Source organism: Acrocarpospora pleiomorpha, assembly GCF_009687885.1.
In the GTDB taxonomy this organism is placed as follows: Bacteria; Actinomycetota; Actinomycetes; order Streptosporangiales; family Streptosporangiaceae; genus Acrocarpospora; species Acrocarpospora pleiomorpha.
In genome coordinates this window covers 97777-115472 of sequence record NZ_BLAF01000014.1, presented here as the reverse complement: position 1 = coordinate 115472, position 17696 = coordinate 97777, and the positions used below count along the sequence as shown (strand labels likewise).

Sequence of the window (17696 nt, the reverse complement as noted above, 5' to 3'; positions counted from 1 at the left end):
CCGGCACGGGAGGAAAGCCGATGATGACCGGGACGGCCTTTGTGGCGACCTGTGACCTAGCGGCCCAGGTACGCGGCCGGGCGATCCCGGCGGCACGGCTGGAGCGGACCCTGGCGACGGGGGTGGGCTGGGTGCCCGCCAACCTGGCGCTGACCGGCTTCGGGCATCTCGCCGAGGGCAGCCCGTTCGGCTCCACCGGTGACCTGCGGCTGCTGCCCGACCCGGCCAGCGCGATCGAGCTGCCCGCCGACGGCGAGACGCCCGGCATCCGGCTCTACCTGGCCGACCAGACCGGCCTGGACGGCGTGCCCTGGGCGGGCTGCCCGCGTTCGTTCCTGGCGGCGGCCCTGCGGGAGCTGCGGGAGAGCGCGGGCCTGGAGCTGCGCGCGGCCTTCGAGCACGAGTTCATGCTCGACGGGCCGGACGGCGAGGCCCCGTTCTCCTTCCAGCGGCTGCGGACGGCCGAGCCGTTCGGCACCGACCTGGTCGAGCTGCTGGAACACGCGGGCCTGGAACCGGAGTGCTGGCTGCCCGAGTACGGCCCCGGCCAGTTCGAGATCACCCTCCGCCCGGCCCCGGCCCTGGTCGCCGCCGACCGCGCGGTCCTGCTCCGCGAGCTGGTGCGCGACCTCGCCCGGCGGCGTGGGCGGCGCGCCACCTTCGCCCCCATCGCCGATCCCGAGGACGTCGGCAACGGCGTTCACGTGCACTTCTCGCTGCGGGCCGCCGACGGCGACCCGGTCATGTACGACGCCGGGGGGCCCGGCCGCCTGTCCGACGTCGCGGCGCGGTTCGCGGCCGGGATCCTGCGCCACGCCCCCGCCGTGCTGGCGGTCACCGCGCCCAACCCCGTGTCCTACCTGCGGCTCACCCCGCACCGGTGGAGCGCGGGCGGCGTCTTCCTGGCCGAGCGCAACCGGGAGGCGCTGCTCCGGATCGCGCCCACGGTGGAGATCGGCGGTGCGGGACCGGCCGCCCAGCTGCACCTGGAGTACCGCGCGGCCGACGCCACCGCCAACCCCTGGCTGGTGCTCGGCACGCTGGTCCGCGCCGGGCTGGCCGGGCTGGCCGGCGGTGAACGCGCCCACGTCTGGCCGGAGAGCGCCACCGAGGCCGACCTGGCGGGCGAACCCGCGCTGCCCGGCTCGCTGGAGACGTCGCTGGCCGCGCTGGAGCGCGACCCGGTCGCCCGCGGCTGGCTGCCCCCCACGCTGCTGGACGCCTTCCTCGCCGTACGGCGGGCCGAGCTGGCCGAGGTGGCCGGCCTGTCCGCCGCCGAACTCTGCCGTAAGGTCGTCGATGCCTACTGATCTGGACGCGGTCCTGGCCGCCCTGCCGCTGGTCGACCACCACGTGCACGGCGCGTCTGCCGTCCCGCTGGACCGGACCGCCTTCGAGACGCTGATCACCGAGTCCGACCGGCCGATCCCGGCGTTCATGACGCAGTTCGACTCCCAGCTCGGCTTCGCGATCCGCCGCTGGTGCGCCCCCGTACTCGGGCTGCCCGCGCACGCCTCGCCCGGCGACTACCTGGCCAGGCGCGCCGAGCTGGGCGCGGCCGAGGTCAACCGGCGGCTGCTGGCGGCCAGCGGCATCGGGCGGTTCCTGGTCGAGACCGGTTACCGGGGCGACGAGGTCCTGGACGTGGCGGGCATGGCCGCGGCCTCGGGCCGTCCGGTCGCCGAGATCGTCCGGATCGAGCGCGTCCTGGAGGAGGTGGCCGCCACCGGGGTGAGCGCCGCCGAGCTGCCTCATCGGTTCCGCGCGGAGCTGGCCGCCCGGTGCGCGGACGCGGTCGGGCTGAAGAGCATCGTCGCCTACCGGCACGGCTTCGCCTTCACCCCCGAGCCGCCGGCCGAACGTGAGGTGGTGGCCGCCGCCGGGCGCTGGCTCGCCGACGGCGCCGCGCGGGTGGAGGATCCGGTCCTGCTCCGCTTCGGCCTGTGGACCGGGGTGGACCAGGGTCTCCCCATCCAGTTGCACACCGGCTACGGCGACCCCGACGTGGAACTGCACCTGTGTGACCCGCTGCTGCTGACCCGCTGGCTGAAGCTGGTGGAACCGTACGGCGTGGACGTGCTGCTCCTGCACTGCTATCCCTACCAGCGCAACGCGGGCTACCTCGCCCAGGTGTTCCCGCACGTCTACTTCGACGTCGGGCTCGGCGTGAACTACACCGGCAGCCGTTCCGACGCCGTGATCGCCGAGTCGCTGGAGCTGGCCCCCTTCTCGAAGATCCTCTTCTCCTCCGACGCGTGGGGGCCCGCCGAGCTGCACCACCTCGGCGCGCACCTGTTCCGGCGCGGTCTGGGCCGGGCGCTGCGCGGGTGGGTGGACGCCGGCGAGTGGACCTCAGCGGACGCCATCCGGGTCGCCACCATGATCGGAGTCACCAACGCGCTGCGCGTCTACGGCCTGGAGCCCACCCCGTGACCGAGTCGATTCCCCTCATCGTCACCGGCCTGGCCGACCGCCTGAAAGGCGCGTTGCACGAGGAGCTGCCCGCGGCGGTCGAGCTGCGCCGCCGCCTGCACGCCGCGCCCGACCCCTCCGGAGCCGAGGGCCCGACCCGGGACCTGGTCCTGGCCGAACTCGCCGGCCATCCGGTCGACCTGGTGGCGGGGACCGGCGCGCTGGTCCGGATCGGCGGTCCCGGCCCGGCCGTGGGCGTGCGCGCCGAGCTGGACGCGCTGGCCGTGACCGAGCGGACCGGCGTGCCGTGGGCGTCCACCCGGGTGGGGTGCATGCACGCCTGCGGCCACGACGTGCACCTGGCCGCGCTGGTCGCCCTGTGCCGGGCCGTCGCCGCCACTCCGGGCGCGCAGCCGCTGGTGGCGGTGCTCCAGCCGCGCGAGGAGACCTACCCGTCCGGCGCCCGCGACATCGCCGGGTCGGCGCTGCTGCGCGAGCACCAGCTGACCTCGATCATCGGCGCGCACGTCCAGCCCACCCTCCCGAGGGGCGAGGTGGCCGCCACCCCCGGCACCGTGAACGCCGCCGCCGACGAGTTCATCCTCACCGTGCGCGGGCACGGCGGCCACGCCGCCTACCCGCATCTGACCAGCGATCCCGTGCTCGCGCTCGCGCACGTCATCATCGGGCTCCAGCACATCGTCAGCCGGAACGTGGACCCGATCAGCTCGGCCGTGCTGGGCGTCTCCACGCTGCGCGCGGGCAGCGCGGCCAACGTGGTGCCCGACCAGGCGGTGGCGGCCGGGACCGTACGGGCGATGAACGAGGCCACCCGCGAGCAGGTGCACACCCAGCTGGGCGAGGTCGCCGACCTGCTCGCCCGCGCGCACGGCTGCACCGCCGAGGTGACCATCACCCGGGGCGAGCCCGTGCTGCACAACGACTCCCGGCTGGCCGCGCGGGCGGGCGCCGAACTGGCCGGGCTGGGATTAACCCCGTCCCGGCCGATGCTCTCCTTCGGCGCCGACGACTTCTCCTACTTGTCGACGGCGCTGCCCGGCCTGATGATGTTCGTCGGGGTGGGCACCGGCGAGCGGGTCCGCCTGCACGGGGCCGACTTCCTGCCCCCGGACGAGGCCGTGACCGACGTGGCGCTGGCCATGCTGGCCGGATACCTCGCCGCCGCCGAAGCCGAGTAATCGCCCAGCTAGTCCGCATGCTGAGACGGCTTTGCCGCAGATATCAAGGCCCTTTATATTGATCTAATTCCCTACATTGCCGACTGGTTTTACTGGAAGTAGATCGCCATGCACTCCTCCTTGACGCCGCGCGTGCGCCGCCGTCTGACCATCGGGCTCGTGTCGTTCACACTCGCCGGCCTGACCGCTTGCGGGTCGGCCGAGACCTCGACGAACGCCGGCGAGGCAGCCCCGGCGAGCCAGCCGGCGAGCCTGTCCGGTCAGGCGCAGCTCGCCCCCGACTACAAGGCCGATCCCGACCTGCGCGCCAAGCTCCCCACAAGCGTTCTCGACTCCGGTCTGGTGCGGACCGCCACGAGTGTCGGCCTTCCGCCGATCAACTTCCCCGGCGAGAACTCCGACGAGGTGAAAGGGCTCAACGCCGACCTCATCCTCGCGGTCGAGCAGCTCCTCGGCGTGAAATTCGAGTCGGAGAACTACCCGAGCACAGCGGCCCAGCTGCTCGCCCTCGACTCCAAGCGGATCGACCTGACCACCTCGACCAACGGCGACACCAAGGAGCGGGAGGCGAAGTACGACTTCATCGACACGCTGCTGTCCCGCAACGTCCTCATGGTCAAGAAGGGCAACCCGGCCGCCATCAAGTCGGCCGCCGACGTCTGCGGCAAGAAGTTCGGCGAGGTCAAGGGCTCGTTCTCGGTGCTGTCGATCCTGCAGGACGTATGCCGGAAAGCGGGTACGGAGAACCCCGTCCTGTCGAGCTTCGAGGACATCCCGTCCATGCAGCTCGCGCTGATCTCGGGCCGGATCGACAGCTACGTCGGCAGCGACTTCAACGTGGTGTGGGACCAGTCCCAGGGCAAGCCCGTCGACGCCGTCCAGCTGCCCGAGGCCGGCACGCTCGTCCTCGGCTGGACCCTTCCCAAGGGGCAGGACGGCCTGCGCGACGCGGTCCTCGGCGCGCTCCAGAAGCTGCGCGCGGACGGCTACTACGACAAGGCGTTCGAGCGCTGGGGCGTCGCCGGCAACAAGCTCGGCCCCGAGGTGAACATCGGAGACCAGGGAACGGGGTTCGCGGGTTGAGCACCGCCGCGGGGCCGCTGTCCGGCTGCGTGATCGTCGACTTCAGCCGGTTGATCGCCGGCCCGTGCGCCGGCGATCTGCTCGCCGCGCTGGGCGCGGACGTGATCAAGGTGGAGGACGTCACCGGCGATCCGATGCGCGGCGCGCGCTCGCGCCGGGTCGAGCACGGCCAGACCGCACCGTCCTTCGCCGCGTACAACGTGCACAAACGCTCGGTCGCGCTGGACCTGAAAGATCCCGGAGGCCGCTCGGACGCGCTGCGCCTGTGCGCGGGCGCGGACGCGGTGATCTCCTCGTTCCGCCCCGGGACGATGGAACGGCTCGGGCTGGGCGCGCGGGAGCTGCGCGCCCGCAACCCCCGGCTGGTGGTGGCGCGGCTGTCGGCTTTCGGCGAGTCCGGGCCCGACCGCGACCGCGGCGGGGTCGACATCGTGCTGCAGGCCGAGTCCGGCCTCATGTCGGTCACCGGCGAGCCCGATGGGTCCCCGACGAAGGTCGGCGTGCCCATCATCGACGCGGCCTCGGCGTACGTGCTGGCGCTCGGCGTCGTCAGCGCCCTCCTCGGCCGCGAACGCGGCAGTGCGCCCGAGGAGGTGACCGTGTCGATGCTCGACGTCGGGCTGCACCTGCAGGCCCAGCCGCTGGCCGAGTACCTGGCGTCCGGCGAGGAGCCGGAACGGGCCGGCAACCGCGCGCCGTACGCCGCGCCCGCCGACGTGTTCCGGGCCGCGGACGGCCCGCTCGTCATCTCCGCCCACCTGCCCCGGCACTGGGCGCGGCTGTGCGAGCTGGTGGGACGCCCGCACTGGCGGGACGATCCGCGGTTCGGCACCGCGGACGCCCGCGTCACGCATCGGGAGGCGCTGACCGCGGCGATCGAAGAGGTCCTGCGGGAACATCCGGTCGACCACTGGCTGCGGCTGTTCGCCTCGGCGGGACTCACCGCCGGCCGCATCCGGACGTACGCCGAGGTCGTCGGGGACGGGGAGCGGGAGTCCATCCTGGACGCCGAGGACGTCGACGGCAGTGCGATCCGCGTGGTCCGGTCGCCGTTGCGGTTCTCGGACTGGGACGACACGGCACTCGGCCGCCGAGTGCCGCGAACCGGCGAGCACACGACCGTGATCCTCGAACCCGCAGGGGAGCCCGCATGAGTGCTGTCCTGCGATCGGAAGCCCTGGAGGGCGGCGTGGTCGTCCTGGAGATGGCGCGACCCGAACGGCTCAACGCCATCTCACGCAGGCTCGCCCGCGATCTCACCGATGCCCTGGTCCTGCTCGCCGGGGACGCCACGACCCGCGCGGTGGTCCTCACCGGCGCGGGCGAGCGGGCCTTCGGCGCCGGCATCGACGTGCGCGAACTGGCCGAGCAGACCCCAGCGGAACGTGACGAGCAGCAGGAACTCATGATCGGGCTGCAGCGGGCGTTGAGCGACTACGCGCTGCCGACGATCGCCGCCGTCCACGGCATCGCCGCGGGAGCGTCGCTGCAGCTCGCGCTGCACTGCGACCTCCTGGTCGTCGGACCTGGGGCACGCCTGGGCCTGCCCGAGCTCAGCGCGGGGCTGCCCGGCATCCTGGGCGCCTGGCTGGTGCACTCGCGGGTCGGGCCGCAACTCGCCGCCGACCTGCTGCTCACCTCGCGCTGGTTGTCGGCCGACGAGGCGGTCGCGGCCGGTCTGGCCGCCCGCCTGGTCCCCGCCGGCGAGGAGCGCGCGACCGCCGTCGCCATCGCCCGGGGGATCGCCTCGCTCGAGCCCGCCGCCCTCGCCGCCACGCACGCGTGGCTGCGCAGGCTGCGCACGGCCCCGGTGACCTTCGCGGACGCGGTCGAGGCCGCCGACGAGGCCCTGCACGCGGCGAACCACCCGGACGGCTCCGATGGATGAGCGCACCGGGCTAGACGTGGCCGCGGTCCGGGCCGACATTCCCGCGCTGGACGGGCTGGTCTACCTGAACACCGGGACCGTCGGCCCGCTGCCCCGCCAGGTACGCGACGCGATGGTCGCCGTGCTCGACACCGACCTGGCGAGAGGACGCGCCTCCGGCCGGCGATTCGCCCGGATCGCCGAAGGATTCGAGCAGGCCCGCGCCCTGCTGGCCGGCCTCGTCCGCGCCGACGCCGGAGAGATCGCCCTGACCAGTGGCACGACCGACGGCATCGAGCAGGTCCTGGCGTCGATCCCGTGGTCTCCCGGCGACCGTGTCCTGACGACCTCCCTCGAACACCCGGACGTCCTGGCCGCGGTGCGCGCCACCGCGCGCCGGCACGACCTGCGCCTCGTCCTGGCCGGTACGAGCGGCCAGGCGCCCGAGGAGATCGGATCGAGCGTGATCGCCGCGGCCGAAGGGGTCCGGTTGATCGTCGTCTCCCACGTCACCTATGGCGCGGGAGCCGTACTCCCGATCGAGCGGATCGCCGCAGGGGCGCGGGGTGCGCGGGTGCTCGTCGACGGCGCCCAGGCAGTCGGCGCGCTCGACGTCGACGTCCACGCGCTGGGCGCCGACTTCTACGCCTTCCCCGGGCAGAAATGGCTGCTGGGCCCCGAGGGCACCGGCGCCCTGGTGGTCACCCGCGGCGCGCACCACCGGCCCGCGTCCGCCTTCGAATCCGGCACGAAGTCGGCGATGCTCTGGGCGGGCCTGCGCGCCGCCGTGCGGTGGCGCGAGGAGCATGGCCACGAACGTCTTCTCGACGCGGTGCGGCTGGGCGCGGCGCTCGCCCGCAGTCGGCTCGCCGGCATCCCGGGCATCCAGGTGCTCACGCCGGCGCCGCACGCCGGTCTCGTCGCGTTCCGGCTCCCCGGCGCCGACCCGCTCGCCGTCGCCACGGCGCTGGGCGGCCGGCGGATCGCCACCCGGGGCATCGCCGAGATCGACGCCGTACGCCTGTCCTGCGGTCCGTTCACCACCGGAAGCGAGCTCGCTTTCGCGGTCGAGGCCGTCGAGAGGCTGACCCTGGACAAGGCGGTGACCACCCGATGAGCATGCTCGACGAACCACTGCTGCGCGACCGCCTCGGCATCGAGGTGCTGTCCGCGGCTCCGTCGCGCGTCACCGCCCGGATGCCCGTGTCCGGCAACCGGCAGCCCAGGGGACTGCTCGCCGGCGGGGCCTCGTGCATGCTGGCCGAGAGCATCGCCTCCCTCGCCGCCACCCTGCACGCCGCCGAACTCGGCGCGACCGCCGTCGGTCTTGAGCTCAACGCCACCCACCACCGTTCGGTACGCGACGGGAGCGTCACGGCGGTGGCCACCGCCATCCGCCTGGGACGGCGGGTGGCGAGCTACCACGTCGTCATCACCGACGACGCCGGCGAGCAGGTGTGCACCGCCCGGGTGACCTGCCTCATCGTCCCCGAGACACCGCGATGAGCGCCCCGAACGTCGAGCACGCCGCTCATCCGGCGGAGATCGGCTCCGAGCCCGGACCGCCCCGGCCGGATACGCCGGCGCTGGCCGGCCGCCGGCACCCGGGGCGGTGGGTGGCCGGCTCCGTCGCCCTGGCGATCGTGGCGGCGGGCGCCTGGTCCCTGGCCCGCAACCCCGCCATGGAGTGGGACGTCGTCGCGGAGTACTTCCTGGCCACGCCGGTGCTGGAAGGACTCTGGCTGACCGTGTGGCTCACCGTGGCCGTCACCACGACCGGATTCGTCGCCGGCATCGCCGTGGCCGCCATGCGCCTGTCCGCCAATCCCGTCCTGCGGGCGATCAGCTGGGCGTACGTCTGGTTCTTCCGGTCGGTGCCCGTCCTGGTGCAGCTGCTGTTCTGGTTCAACATCGGCTACCTCTATCCCACCCTCTCGCTGGGGATCCCCGGCGGGCCGACGCTCCTCTCGGGCAGCGCCAACGACCTGATCAGCGCCACGACCGCGGCCCTGCTCGGGCTGACGCTGCACGAGGCGGCGCACGCCGGTGAGATCATCCGCGGCGGCATCCTCGCGGTGGATCCAGGCCAGGTCGAGGCCGGCAACGCGCTCGGACTGCGCCGGTCGAGGATCTTCCGCCGGGTCGTGCTGCCCCAGGCCATGCGCAGCATCGTGCCCGCGACCGGCAACCTGCTCATCGGCACGCTCAAAGGCACCTCGATGGTGAGCGTGATCGCCGTGAACGACCTCCTCTACTCCGTGCAGTTCATCTACAACCGCACGTACGCGATCGTGCCGCTGCTGACCGTGGCCACGGCGTGGTACCTCATCGTCACCTCGCTGCTCTCGGTCGCGCAGTACTACGTCGAGCGCCATTTCGCCCGGGGAGCGCGGCGCCCGCCGCCGTCTCCGTGGCATCGGGTACGGGCGGCCTGGAGGAGCCGATGAGCGAGCGACCCATGATCCGCCTGGTCGACCTGCACAAAAGCTATGCCGGTACGCCCGTGCTGCGCGGAGTCGACCTGGAGGTCGCGCGCGGCGAGGTGGTCTGCCTCATCGGAGCCTCGGGGTCGGGTAAGAGCACGCTGCTGCGCTGCGTCAACCACCTCGAAGCGCCCGACGCCGGATTCGTCGAGATCGACGGCGAGCTGATCGGCTACCGCCCGGACGGCCGCCGGCTGCGGGCCCTCCCCGAGCGCAGGATCCGCCGCCAGCGGGCCGACGTCGGCATGGTGTTCCAGAGCTTCAACCTGTTCCCGAACCTCACGGCTCTGGAGAACATCGTCGAAGCGCCGATCTCGGTCCGCGGCCTGTCCCGGGCCGAAGCGGCGGAGCGGGCGGGGGAGCTGCTGGCCCAGGTCGGCCTCGCGGGCCGGGAGCACAGCTATCCGCGCCAGCTCTCCGGCGGCCAGCAGCAACGGGTCGCGATCGCCCGGGCGCTGGCGATGCGGCCGAAGGTCATGCTGTTCGACGAGCCGACCAGCGCGCTGGATCCCGAACTCGTCGCCGAGGTTCTGCAGACCATCCAGACCCTCGCGGGCCGTGGCATGACGATGCTCGTCGTGACCCACGAGCTGGCCTTCGCCCGGGACATCGCCGACCGGGTCGCCTTCGTCGACGAGGGCCGCATCCTCGAACTCGGCCCGCCGGAGCCCGTCCTGACCGCGCCCCGCCACGCGCGTACCCGCGCCTTCCTGGGCCGCCTGGCCCGCCCCGAGCTCATGACGAAGGAGTCGATATGAGCACCATCTGGTACACGCGGTGCCCCGTGCCGACGGCGTCCGGGATCGCGCTCGACACCGGGCGGCTGGCGGCGTCGCTCGCCGCCGCCGGTCTGGCCGTGGCCCCGCTGCGCCTGGCCGGTGCCGCGGAGGCGCATTTCGACCACCGCCTGCCGGCTCTGTTCCGCGAGGGCGGCAACGTGCCGGCGCTGTGGGCGCGGTCCCGCGGCGAGCGCACCCGCCTGGTCGGCCTGACCTGGGTTCCCGAGCTACAGGCGATCGTCACCCGCCGGGGCAGCGGGATCACCGGCCCGAGGGACCTGGCGGGCCGGCGGCTCATCCTGCCCACCCACGGCGGCGACCGCGTGGACTTCTTCCGGGCCATGGCCCTGCGCGGGTTCGACGCCGCCCTGCGAGACGCCGGCCTCTCCTTGGCGGACGTGGAGCTCGTCGACGCCCCCGCCCCGCTGCCGAAGACGGAGGACACCGGCGCCGACGGCTTCTACAGCGCCACCGTGGCGGCGCTGCGCGCGGGCCTCGGCGACGCCGCCTACGTCAAGGGCGCACCCGGAGCCGACGTGATGGCCCGCGACGACCTGCTGTGCGTCCACGACCTCACCCGCACGGCGGACCCGCGGCTCCAGGTCAACAACGGCACGCCCCGGACGCTGACGGTCAGCGAGGACCTCGCGACCCGGCGGCCCGACAGCGTCGCCCGGTACATCGCGGCGCTGCGCGGGGCGGCGCGGTGGGCCGCCGCACATCCGGAGGACACCGCGCGGATTGTCGCGGCCGAGACCGGCTCGACCCGCGCCGGGGTGGCCCGCGCGTACGGCGACACGCTGCACCACCACCTGGAACCCGAGCTCAGGCCGGAGTGGATCGGCCATCTCGAGGACCAGAAACAGTTCCTGCTCCGCCACGGTGTGCTTCCCCGCGATTTTTCGATCGACGAGTGGATCGACCCTGGGCCGCTCGCCGCATCGCACGCCTACCTCACCCAGGACTCGACGACGCAGGACATGACGACGGAGGTCATCTCGTGAGCATCATCATCGGCACCCACCCCAACAACCTGGCGACCTGGATCCTGAGCCACGTCGACGCCCTGCAGGAGCCGCTGCGGCGGACCGCCCGAGACGTCCAGTTCGTCCGCTACGACGACGGGCGACGCACCACCGGACTGCTCGTCGACGGGGTGATCGACGTGGGCGCGACGGGGTCCACGCCACCGATCGTGGCCCAATCGCGGGAACTGGACGTCGTCTACCTCGCCGCGTCCGAGCCGCACCCGGACCCCGGCGGCATCGTCGTGCCGGCGGACTCGCCGATCCGCACCCTGGCCGACCTGCGCGGCCGCAGCATCGCCTTCACGGTCGGGTCCTGGCAGACGCACGCCCTCGCCGTCGCGGTCGACCGGGCCGGTCTGGCCTGGGATGACGTGACGATCGTGGACATCGCGGCGACCGCCCAGGGGGAGGACTTCCTCGCCGCCGGCACCGACAGCTGGCTCGTGGTCGACCCGGCCTACAGCGGGCTGCGCCGGCTCGCCGAGGTGCGCGTCGTCGCGCCGACGCAGGACCTCGTCCAGAACCGGTCGGTGTTCTTCGGCCGGGGGAGCTGGGTGCGCGAGCACCCCGCCGAGGCCCGCGCGTTCGTGGCGGCCGTCGCCGCCACCGAGGAGTGGGCCGCGGCGCACCTGGACGAGGTCGCCGCCCTGCTCTCCCGCAGCAGCCGCGGCGGCACGCCGGAAACGTGGCGCACCGCGCTGGCCACGCGGCACTGGGGCGTGCACGCCGTCGACGGGCGATTCCTGGCCGAGCAGCAGTTCGCGGCCGACCTGTTCCACCGGTTCGGCGTCATCCCCAAGGCGATCACCGTGGAGGCGGCGGCGCGATGAGACGGCGGCGGGACGTGGACGACGTCGCGTCCCGCCGTTATACCCTTCGATGGTGTCGATGTCTGCTGCGGGGGAGCCAGAGGATGTCGTCTCCCCTCAGCAACTGCGGTTGCTGTACGCGATAGGCCGCCTCGATCGCGGCATCCAGCGGGAACTCGAGCAGGGCCTCAGGCCGCTCGGTCTCTCACCGCACCAGTACGCGACCCTGACCGTGCTCCGCGCGCGCAGCGGCCTCAGCAACGCCCAGCTCGCCCGGCGCGCGTACGTGACACCCCAGGCGATGAGCCAGGTTCTCACCTCGCTCATCACGGCCGGCCTGATCTCCCGGAGCCCGTCCAACGACAATCAGCGCGTGCTCGAGACCCGGCTCACCCCCAAAGGACTTGAGGTCACGGCCAGCTGCGACCTCATCGCCGACGAGATCGAGAACCGCATGCTGGAGGGCGTCCCCCAGGCGGACCGCCTCTCCCTGCTGGCCGCCATCCGCGCCTGCGTGCAACGAATCAACGCCGGCCTGCCAGGCACCTGACCCGGCCCGCTCCGAATACCCGTAGTGCGCGGCTGCCTCATGCCCTGACGCGCCGCCGACTCCGCCGTTTGCGCCGGTGACGAGGGCTGTTCGGCCGCAATGTTTCATCTGTGTAGCCCTTCGATCGCATCTCTTGACACCATCTATCGATTATCTACAGACTACTATCCATGTCAGATTTTGAGATCATCGATGTCGAGGCTCATTACCTGAAGATGCCGTCGATCCGGGAGCGGACCGACAGCTCGCAGGACACCCTTCTTGTCCGCATTTCCACAAACGCGGGTATCACCGGGATCGGCGAGGTCGATTCGAGCCCGCTGGTGGTCAAGTCGATCATCGAGGCGCCGTACTCCCATGAGATGGTGAGCGGCTTGCGGCACCTGCTGGTGGGGGAGAACCCGCTGGAGATCAGCAGGCTGTGGGACAAGATGCTCCGCGGCACCATTTACTATGGCCGGGGCGGAGCGGTCATCCACGCCATGGCCGGAGTGGATCTCGCGCTGTGGGACCTGAAGGGCAAGATCCTTCAGCGGCCGGTCTACGAACTGCTCGGCGGCGGCTATTCCACCGAGCACCGGGTCTACGCCAGCCACATGTTCTCCTTCACGCCGAAGGAGAACGCGGAACGGGCGGCGGCCGCCGCCGATGCCGGATACACCGCGATGAAGTTCGGCTGGGAACCCATGGGCCCCGACCCGGACCTGGACGAGGCGCTGGTCGCGGCGATCAGGAAGGGCGCCGGGACGGCCGACATCATGGTCGACGCCGGCCTGGCCTGGGACGCCAAGACCGCGCTGAGCCGGGCCCGCCGCTTCGAGCAGTACCAGCCGTTCTGGCTTGAGGAGCCGCTGATGCCAGGAGATCTGCGCGGCTACGCGCTGCTGAGCGACGCGACGGACCTGCGGATCGCGGCGGGGGAGCAGGAGTGCACCGCCGAGGGTTACCTGCGCCTGATGGACCAGGGCCGGGTGGACGTCGTCCAGATCGACGTCACCCGGGTGGGGCTGACCGAAGCGGTGCGGATCGCCCGGCTCGCCGCCGACCGCGGGCTACCGGTGTGCAACCACAACTTCACCACCGACATCAACACCGCCGCGTCGCTGCACCTGCTGGCGTCGATCCCCAACGCGCTCATGCTCGAGTACTGCGTCGAGGAAACCGACCTGAGCAAGTCTCTCGTGCGCAACCCCCCACGCATCGAGGGCGGCACGGCCTACGTGCCGACCGAGCCGGGACTCGGTGTGGAGCTGGATGACGCCACGATCGAGAAGTACCTCGTCACCATCTGAAAGCGGGCGCTGAACCATGGGCAACTCCTCTGTGACCGACTACGACGTGGTCATCGTGGGCGGCGGTATCGCCGGCCTCCTGGCGGCCTGGCGGCTGCGTGATCGCAAGATCTTGATCCTCGAGGCGGACGAGCGAGTCGGCGGGCGCATCAAGTCCGTGCGCCGCGGCGACTACTGGGTCAATGTCGGAGCTCATGTGTTCCCGCACCCCGACACCCACATGGGCCAGCTGGCGACCGAGCTCGGCCTCGAGGTCCGCCAGGTCAAGGGATCGGTCACGGGCATGGGATTGGGCGCCAGGATCGTCGATCCGGCTCGGGTGGAAATGCTGCCCTTCGTCCTCCCGCTCACCCTGCGCGAGCGCGCCTCCATGATCAAGGCGGGCCTCAAACTCGCGCTCGGCGTCAGGCAGGTCAACCGGATCGAGGATCATCAGCCACAGACCCCCGCGGATGAGGTGAAGCAGCGCCGCAGGCTCGTCGAGTTCCGCAACGACCAGACGTTCGAGGAATACCTCGGCCCCCTTCACGGCCGGGTCGAGTCGATCTTCGACTGCATCGCCCGCCGCGCCGCCGCCGACTCCTACGAGGTCTCCAGCGGCACCGCGCTGCTGTGCTGCGCGCACGTGATGGGCCCCAAGGACGCCCCAGGCGCCACCGCGCGCGTCGTGATCGGCGGGACGGAGGAGGTCGTCCACGCGCTGCACGCCCGACTCGGCGACCACATCCGGGTCGGCGCCCCCGTCGAGCGGGTCACGGACCAGGGCGATCACGTCACGGTGCGGTTCCTCGACGACGGCCGGCGGCGGACCGTCACCGCCCAGTCGGTCATCGTCGCGACGCCCGCCCACATCGCGCGGGACATCATCGACGACGTGCCGCCGCCACTGGACGAGGCGCTGCGCCACGTCACCCATGGAGCGTTCCTCAGCATGGCGATCTTCACCTCCGAGTCCGGGCCGCTGCCGATCGACGACGTCTACGCGGTGACGACGCCCGGCCATGAGATCGACTTCCTGTTCAACCACGCCCAGGTGACCCGTGAAGGGGAGCGCAAGAGCGGCGGCAGCCTGATGTGCTACCGCGGCGGCCCGCGCGCCGCCGCGCTGATGGCCGAGAGCGACGAGGTGATCGAGCGCACCTTCCTGCGCTCGGTGCTCGAACTGGTGCCGCAGCTGCGCGGCAAGATCACCGAGACGGTGGTGCAGCGCTGGCCCCTGGGGACGATCTACGCCGCGCCTGGCCGCGCCGCGTTCCAGCCGGCCCTCGAGCGTGGCTTCGACCATGGCCGCATCGCGCTCGCGGGCGACTATTTCGACCCGCTCAGCGGAATGGAGCAGGCCGCGCGATCCTCCCTCCGCGCGGTCCTGCGGGTCTCGGAGAGTCTGCGATCCGCCGAGGTCGCCAGCGGGAGAGGAGGCCAGTAGACGAGCTGGCCTTAGGCCGGCTGCGTGACCTCCGCGTCGCGCGACCAACCACATTCGGGGGCCACCCCTCATATGGAGAGCACATGAACCAAAAGCCCTACTTCTCCCTCGCAGCGGTCTCGCTGCTGGCCTTGGCCGTCACCGGGTGCGCGGCATCCGGCACCGCCTCCGAAACCTCCGCCGCCTCCGGAGGAGACACCGCCGCTCCTCTCTACCAGAGCGTGCCTGCGGAGTTCCGGGACGGCATCACGGTCGCCGTGCAGGTCAACGCGCCGCCCCTGTCCTTCAAGGGCGTCGACGGCACCGCGCAGGGTGAGGACCCCGAACTTCTCGCGGCGCTGTCCAAGCAGTTGGGCATCCCCATCAAGATCGAGCAGGTGTCCTTCGAGAACATGCTGCTCGGGCTCAACCAGAAGAAGTACGACTTCATCACGCAGACCAACATCACCACCGAGCGGATGAAGATCTACGACCAGCTGTCGCAGTTCAACGACGGGTACAACTTCATCACCTTGAAGTCCACGGCGGACTTCGGAGCCACGATCGACGACCTGTGCGGCAAGACGATCGCGTCCCAGACCGGCGATCAGGCGACCGAGTATCTGCAGCGCAAGTCCGATGCCTGTACGTCCGCTGGCAAGCAGGCGATCAAACTGGTCCAGCTCCCCTCCCTGCCGGAGGGATACCTGACGGTGGCCAGCGGGCGGGCGGAGGCCGCGGTCGCCCCCACCTCCACGTTGAGCTACTTCCTGAGCCAGCAGAAGCAGCAGCTTGGCAAGGAGTGGAAACTGACCGGCCCGTCCATCCTGTCGGTGTACGCCGGTTACTCCTTCCCCAAGGGCTCCAAGCTCATCACCGTGGTCCAGCAGGGGATCGACGCACTGATGAAAGACCGGACATATGAGGCTATTCTCACCAAACATGGCCTAAGTGAGAATATTGCGGACTCCGCGCAGGTCAACCCCACCCCTCCGTCGGCCGACTGACCCCGATCCGCTGACGCTGCAATCGATCATGCACAAGGAAGGTTCAACCATGCGCCCGAGTGATCCCAGGCACGGTGAATCCGTCAGCGCCTTGGCCGAGGAAGACCCGGTGCATAGTACGACTAGCGAACACGGGCGCATGGTTGAACTCGCCGGGCTGCCGATCAGGCAACGGGGCGGCCACCGGCGCGAGATCATCGCCGTCGCGGTGCTCGCGGTTCTCGCCCTGGCCGTGTGGAGCGTGGTCACCAACGAGGCGTTGCAGTGGGACATCGTCGGCCGCTACATGCTCGACATCCGGATCCTCAACGGCGTCTGGGTGACGATCGGCTTGACGGCGGTCTCGATGGCCGTGGGCCTCGTGCTGGCGGTCATCATCGCGCTGATGCGATTGTCGGGCAACTGGGCCCTGCGTCAGGCGGCGCTGCTGTTCGTCTGGTTCTTCCGATCGACACCCGTCCTGGTGCTGCTCATCATCACCTTCAACTTGTCGCTGTTCTATCCCACCCTGACCATCGGCATCCCGGGCGGCCCCACCCTCATCTCCGGCGAGACCCACGCGCTGATCTCGCCCTTCTGGGCGGCGGTCCTCGCCTTCGCGCTCAATGAGGCGGCGTACTCGGCCGAGATCCTGCGCTCGTCGATCACCGCGGTGTCCACGGGGCAATGGGAGGCCGGCACCGCGCTGGGGATGACCAGGGCCAGGATCTACCGGCGGGTGGTGCTGCCGCAGGCGCTCAGGATCGCGATCCCGCCGCTGGGCAACGACACGATCAACATGCTGAAGGGAACCTCGCTTGTCGCGTTCATCGCGGTGTTCGACCTGATGTACACCGCGCAGTCCATCTACCAGCTGACCTACGAGGTCGTCCCCCTCCTGGTGGTCGTGACCTTGTGGTACATCGTGCTGGTCACCGTCCTGTCGGCGGTGCAGTCCTTGCTGGAGCGCCGCCTGCGCCGCCGGTCGCGCAAGCTCGGCAACGCCGCGCGCGTCGTCGCGGGAGGGAAGCCGGCATGAACGACGTCGTACTCGAAGCCGTCAATCTCAGCAAGAGATACGGAGACGACCTGGTCCTCGACGGCGTCACCCTCCAGGTGGAGCGTGGTCAGACCGTCTGCATCATGGGCCCGTCCGGCGCGGGCAAGACCAGCTTTCTGCGCTGCCTGAACCATCTGGAGAAGCCGACGTCCGGCGCGGTCTTCATCGACGGCGAACTGCTGGGATACGAGCATCGCGGTGATCACCTGGTCGAACTGCCCAAGCGTGAGATCGCCCGGCAGCGACGCGAGGTGGGCATGGTGTTCCAGTCCTTCAATCTGTTCACCCACATGAGCGTGCTGCAGAACGTCATGGAGGCGCCGGTCGGCGTGCTCGGCCTGGACCGCAAGCAGGCCAGGTCCCGCGCCGAGGAGCTGCTGGAGACCGTGGGCATGGCGCACAAGGCGCACGCGATGCCCGAGCAGCTGTCGGGCGGCCAGCAGCAGCGGGTCGCGATCGCCCGCGCCCTGGCGATGCGGCCCAAGGTGATGCTGTTCGACGAGCCGACCTCCGCGCTCGATCCCGAACTCGTCAGCGAGGTCCTGGAGACGATGCGCAGGCTCAGCGACCTGGGCATGACGATGATCGTCGTCACGCACGAGATCGGATTCGCCCGCGAGGTCGCCGCCCGCGCCGTCTTCATGGACGCCGGCCGGATCGTCGAGGACGGCACGGTCGAGGACGTCTTCAGAGGCGCCACGAACGCGCGCGTCCGCGACTTCCTCGGCAAGGTCCTCTAGCTC

18 protein-coding genes are annotated in these 17696 nt (G+C 71.3%); all 18 read left to right on the top strand.

Going from position 1 to position 17696, the window contains the following annotated elements; genetic code table 11:
- The first annotated feature begins 20 nt into the window (after window positions 1-20).
- The 18 genes from Aple_RS14585 to Aple_RS14500 all read left to right on the top strand — a co-directional run bounded on the left by Aple_RS14585 (window position 21) and on the right by Aple_RS14500 (window position 17693).
- Window positions 21-1310 (top strand): glutamine synthetase family protein, encoded by a 1290-nt coding sequence (locus Aple_RS14585; RefSeq protein WP_155345116.1) that lies wholly within the window; start codon window positions 21-23, stop codon window positions 1308-1310.
- On the top strand, window positions 1300-2433 hold the full coding sequence (locus Aple_RS14580) for an amidohydrolase family protein (protein WP_155345115.1): 1134 nt from the start codon (window positions 1300-1302) through the stop codon (window positions 2431-2433). Before Aple_RS14585 ends, Aple_RS14580 begins: the two co-directional genes overlap by 11 nt.
- Window positions 2430-3611, top strand: coding sequence for a M20 metallopeptidase family protein (locus tag Aple_RS14575; RefSeq protein ID WP_246264464.1), 1182 nt, complete (start codon window positions 2430-2432; stop codon window positions 3609-3611). Before Aple_RS14580 ends, Aple_RS14575 begins: the two co-directional genes overlap by 4 nt.
- Before the next feature lie 108 nt (window positions 3612-3719).
- The gene (locus Aple_RS14570) at window positions 3720-4694 is read left to right on the top strand and encodes a transporter substrate-binding domain-containing protein (RefSeq protein ID WP_155345114.1); all 975 of its coding nucleotides are present in this window, start codon (window positions 3720-3722) and stop codon (window positions 4692-4694) included.
- The gene (locus Aple_RS14565) at window positions 4691-5848 is read left to right on the top strand and encodes a CaiB/BaiF CoA transferase family protein (RefSeq protein WP_170321473.1); all 1158 of its coding nucleotides are present in this window, start codon (window positions 4691-4693) and stop codon (window positions 5846-5848) included. The genes Aple_RS14570 and Aple_RS14565 overlap by 4 nt, the downstream gene beginning before the upstream one ends.
- The gene (locus Aple_RS14560) at window positions 5845-6582 is read left to right on the top strand and encodes an enoyl-CoA hydratase/isomerase family protein (protein ID WP_155345112.1); all 738 of its coding nucleotides are present in this window, start codon (window positions 5845-5847) and stop codon (window positions 6580-6582) included. The genes Aple_RS14565 and Aple_RS14560 overlap by 4 nt, the downstream gene beginning before the upstream one ends.
- A complete protein-coding gene (locus Aple_RS14555) occupies window positions 6575-7678 on the top strand; it encodes an aminotransferase class V-fold PLP-dependent enzyme (RefSeq protein ID WP_155345111.1) in 1104 nt (367 codons plus the stop codon). The genes Aple_RS14560 and Aple_RS14555 overlap by 8 nt, the downstream gene beginning before the upstream one ends.
- Window positions 7675-8067 carry a PaaI family thioesterase gene (locus Aple_RS14550; protein ID WP_155345110.1) on the top strand — a complete coding sequence of 131 codons (393 nt, stop codon included), beginning with the start codon at window positions 7675-7677 and terminating at the stop codon, window positions 8065-8067. The genes Aple_RS14555 and Aple_RS14550 overlap by 4 nt, the downstream gene beginning before the upstream one ends.
- Entirely contained in the window at window positions 8064-9008 is a 945-nt protein-coding gene (locus Aple_RS14545; RefSeq protein ID WP_155345109.1) for an amino acid ABC transporter permease, read from the top strand. The genes Aple_RS14550 and Aple_RS14545 overlap by 4 nt, the downstream gene beginning before the upstream one ends.
- A complete protein-coding gene (locus Aple_RS14540; protein ID WP_281361559.1) occupies window positions 9005-9802 on the top strand; it encodes an amino acid ABC transporter ATP-binding protein in 798 nt (265 codons plus the stop codon). The genes Aple_RS14545 and Aple_RS14540 overlap by 4 nt, the downstream gene beginning before the upstream one ends.
- Entirely contained in the window at window positions 9799-10827 is a 1029-nt protein-coding gene (locus Aple_RS14535; protein WP_155345108.1) for an ABC transporter substrate-binding protein, read from the top strand. The genes Aple_RS14540 and Aple_RS14535 overlap by 4 nt, the downstream gene beginning before the upstream one ends.
- Complete coding sequence (locus Aple_RS14530; RefSeq protein ID WP_170321472.1) at window positions 10824-11681, top strand: ABC transporter substrate-binding protein; 858 nt, start codon at window positions 10824-10826, stop codon at window positions 11679-11681. Before Aple_RS14535 ends, Aple_RS14530 begins: the two co-directional genes overlap by 4 nt.
- Window positions 11682-11739: 58 nt before the next feature.
- The gene (locus tag Aple_RS14525) at window positions 11740-12210 is read left to right on the top strand and encodes a MarR family winged helix-turn-helix transcriptional regulator (protein WP_170321471.1); all 471 of its coding nucleotides are present in this window, start codon (window positions 11740-11742) and stop codon (window positions 12208-12210) included.
- A 170-nt stretch (window positions 12211-12380) separates the two neighbouring features.
- On the top strand, window positions 12381-13502 hold the full coding sequence (locus Aple_RS14520) for a mandelate racemase/muconate lactonizing enzyme family protein (RefSeq protein ID WP_155345105.1): 1122 nt from the start codon (window positions 12381-12383) through the stop codon (window positions 13500-13502).
- 16 nt (window positions 13503-13518) lie between these two features.
- The gene (locus tag Aple_RS14515) at window positions 13519-14928 is read left to right on the top strand and encodes a flavin monoamine oxidase family protein (protein WP_155345104.1); all 1410 of its coding nucleotides are present in this window, start codon (window positions 13519-13521) and stop codon (window positions 14926-14928) included.
- A gap of 83 nt (window positions 14929-15011) precedes the next feature.
- Window positions 15012-15914, top strand: coding sequence for a transporter substrate-binding domain-containing protein (locus Aple_RS14510; RefSeq protein ID WP_155345103.1), 903 nt, complete (start codon window positions 15012-15014; stop codon window positions 15912-15914).
- A 109-nt stretch (window positions 15915-16023) separates the two neighbouring features.
- Window positions 16024-16932: an amino acid ABC transporter permease gene (locus tag Aple_RS14505; protein ID WP_170321470.1), complete on the top strand. Its 909-nt coding sequence runs from the start codon at window positions 16024-16026 to the stop codon at window positions 16930-16932.
- Window positions 16929-17693 carry an amino acid ABC transporter ATP-binding protein gene (locus Aple_RS14500; RefSeq protein ID WP_155345101.1) on the top strand — a complete coding sequence of 255 codons (765 nt, stop codon included), beginning with the start codon at window positions 16929-16931 and terminating at the stop codon, window positions 17691-17693. The genes Aple_RS14505 and Aple_RS14500 overlap by 4 nt, the downstream gene beginning before the upstream one ends.
- Window positions 17694-17696 lie beyond the last annotated feature (3 nt).